The 2,728-nt window shown below is 68.8% G+C and carries 3 protein-coding genes; 2 read left to right on the top strand and 1 reads right to left on the bottom strand.

Annotation, left to right across the window (positions count from 1 at the left end):
• Positions 1 to 197 precede the first annotated feature (197 nt).
• Positions 198 to 1,484 (top strand): adenylosuccinate synthase, encoded by a 1,287-nt coding sequence (locus G6028_RS08590; protein WP_182658634.1) that lies wholly within the window; start codon positions 198 to 200, stop codon positions 1,482 to 1,484.
• Positions 1,485 to 1,716: 232 nt separating this feature from the next.
• Positions 1,717 to 2,280 (top strand): hypothetical protein, encoded by a 564-nt coding sequence (locus tag G6028_RS08595; RefSeq protein WP_182658635.1) that lies wholly within the window; start codon positions 1,717 to 1,719, stop codon positions 2,278 to 2,280.
• 56 nt (positions 2,281 to 2,336) lie between these two features.
• Here the strand turns inward: G6028_RS08595 and G6028_RS08600 are convergent, their stop codons facing one another.
• Positions 2,337 to 2,624 (bottom strand): hypothetical protein, encoded by a 288-nt coding sequence (locus G6028_RS08600; RefSeq protein WP_179523494.1) that lies wholly within the window; start codon positions 2,622 to 2,624, stop codon positions 2,337 to 2,339.
• Positions 2,625 to 2,728 lie beyond the last annotated feature (104 nt).

A 2,728-nucleotide genomic window follows, 5' to 3' on the forward strand; every position in this document is an offset into this window, starting at 1 on the left:
CCTCGCGGTCGTCGGACGCACTGTCCCAACTCCTGCCGGGAGCGCCGGTGAGCTTCCGGAGGGTGTCGGAGTGACCGACTAGGGTGTGCCAGGCGGAACCAAGTACCCTGGACCGTTGGTGTGCGCGGAAATCACTGCCTGCGGGCCGGTTTTCGTCCCTCACCGAAAGACGACTCTCTTCGAGGTGAAAGCAGACCATGCCAGCGATCGTCCTGATCGGCGCCCAGTGGGGCGACGAGGGCAAGGGGAAGGCCACCGACATCCTGGGCGGCCGCGTCGAGTACGTGGTCAAGCCCAACGGCGGGAACAACGCCGGCCACACCGTGGTGGTGGGCGGAGAGAAGTACGAGCTCAAACTCCTCCCCGCCGGGATCCTCTCGCCCACCGCCGTGCCCGTGATCGGCAACGGCGTGGTGGTCAACCTCGAGGCGTTGTTCGAGGAGATCGACGGCCTCGAGGCCCGCGGCGCCGACACCTCGCGGCTGCGCATCTCCGCCGACGCCCACCTGGTGGCCCCGTACCACCAGGCGCTGGACAAGGTGACCGAGCGGTTCCTGGGCAAGAAGGCCATCGGTACCACCGGCCGCGGCATCGGCCCCACCTACGCCGACAAGGTCTCGCGGGTGGGGATCCGCGTGCAGGACGTCTTCGACGAGTCCATCCTGCGGCAGAAGATCGAGGGCGCGCTGCACCTCAAGAACCAGATCTTCGTGAAGATCTACAACCGCCGCGCGGTCGAGGTCGACGAGATGGTGGAGTACTTCCTCTCCTACGCCGACCGGCTTCGACCCATGGTCAGCGACACCACCCTCATGCTCAACCAGGCCCTGGAGCGCGGCGAGTCCGTGCTGATGGAGGGTGGCCAGGCCACCATGCTGGACGTCGACCACGGCACCTACCCGTTCGTCACCTCGTCCAACCCCACCGCCGGCGGCGCCTGCGTGGGGTCGGGCGTCGGGCCGACCAAGATCACCCACTCGCTGGGCATCGTCAAGGCGTACACCACGCGAGTGGGCGCCGGGCCGTTCCCGACCGAGCTCTTTGACAAGTGGGGCGAATACCTGCAGGTCACCGGCGGCGAGGTGGGCGTCAACACCGGCCGCACCCGGCGCTGCGGGTGGTACGACGCCGTGATCGCGCGCTACGCCGCCCGGGTCAACGGGTTCACCGACTACTTCCTCACCAAGCTCGACGTGCTCACCGGCATCGGCGAGATCCCCATCTGCGTGGCCTACGACGTCGACGGCGTCCGGCACGACGAGATGCCCATGTCGCAGACCGACTTCCACCACGCCACGCCGATCTACGAGACCATGCCCGGCTGGGAGGTCGACATCACCGGGGCGCGCGAGTTCAGCGATCTGCCGCCGGAGGCCCGCGCCTACGTGCTACGGCTCGAGGAGCTGGCCGGTTGCCACATGTCGTACATCGGGGTGGGCCCGGGCCGCGACCAGAACGTGGTGCGGCGCGACATCCTGAGCTGAGGGGGGCAAGTGCTGAGGTGCTGGCGCCCGCTGTCCTCACATCGGCTGGCTCGCCCAGAGTGACGATTGGCGGGGTTCGACGTCCGAATCCCCACGGCGCGCCGAATGCGTGGTTGTATTCACCTCAGTCCGGGCTCAATTGCCAGCGGGAGAGGCGGGCCGCTCAGAGCGGTCATCCCACGGGATCCATCCCTCGCCTGTCTATCGCGGGCGGAAGGACACTCTCGTGCGCGTGAACCGAGTCGTATCCGTAGCTGCCACAGTCGCCCTCGGGGCCGCCGCTGTGTGTGGAGGCGCCGGGATCGCCCGGGGACAGTCAGTCGACACGGGTTCGGCCACCGCCGGTTCGGTCGCCCCGCGGGCCCTCACACTGTCGCTCGACTCGACTGACGCGGATGGCGCTGCCGGCTCGCTGGTCAACAACACCGACCTGGACGTCGAGTGCGAACTGCTCGTGGGTCCGGCCGCACTGATCCGCAGCCTCGAGGAAAATCTCGCAGCCGGGGGCGGACTGGACGGGCCCGAGGGGTACGCCGACGCGCTTGTCGCCGCGACCACCGCCGGGACCGTCCGCGCTGACCTGCTTGAACTCTCGGGTGGCGAATCCGGCACTTGGCAGGTCGAGTTGTCCGCCGTCGAGGACTTCGCCGCAGGCGTCATGGCGCTGTGTGCCCACGAGTATCTCTACGTGTACGAGTTCACGTACGAGTCCGATGGGGGAGGGTCGCTGGACCTCGGGGCGCTCACGCTTGGGTCCGCGGTGCTCGGCTCGAGCGGATCTCCCGACACCAGATAACTTGTCCGGGCCGCGGTCACCTCGACTCGTCGGTCGATCCCGGCAGGTCGATTCCGTCAGCTCGGCAGTCCCGGGATCTGCGGTAACGGAAACGCCCCGCCGGCCACGCCCGCGCCGACAGCCAGAGCTATGGAGACTCCGACTCCCGCGAGGATGAGCAGGCCGGCTCCGACGATGGGGTTGTCGAGCGAGCCACCGTCCGCGGACCCGGAAGCCTGCGCGACGTAGGCCACGTGGCCCTGCTGCGCGGGTGCAGGAGCGGCGTAAGCGGGGGCCACGGCCACGGTGGTGGCGGCGGTCAGAGCGAGAGCGGCGGCAGCGGTGGCCGTTCGGGTCATGATCATGTCCGCATTATCGCTTCAGGGCCGTCCCGCATTACCTGCTGTCTCGCCGTTCGCGGAACAGTCTCGAGCGCCCGACCCCGAGCGCCCGGCCCCGACCCCGAGCG

The sequence above is a fragment of the Dietzia cercidiphylli genome, assembly GCF_014145145.1.
Classification (GTDB): domain Bacteria; phylum Actinomycetota; class Actinomycetes; order Mycobacteriales; family Mycobacteriaceae; genus Dietzia; species Dietzia natronolimnaea.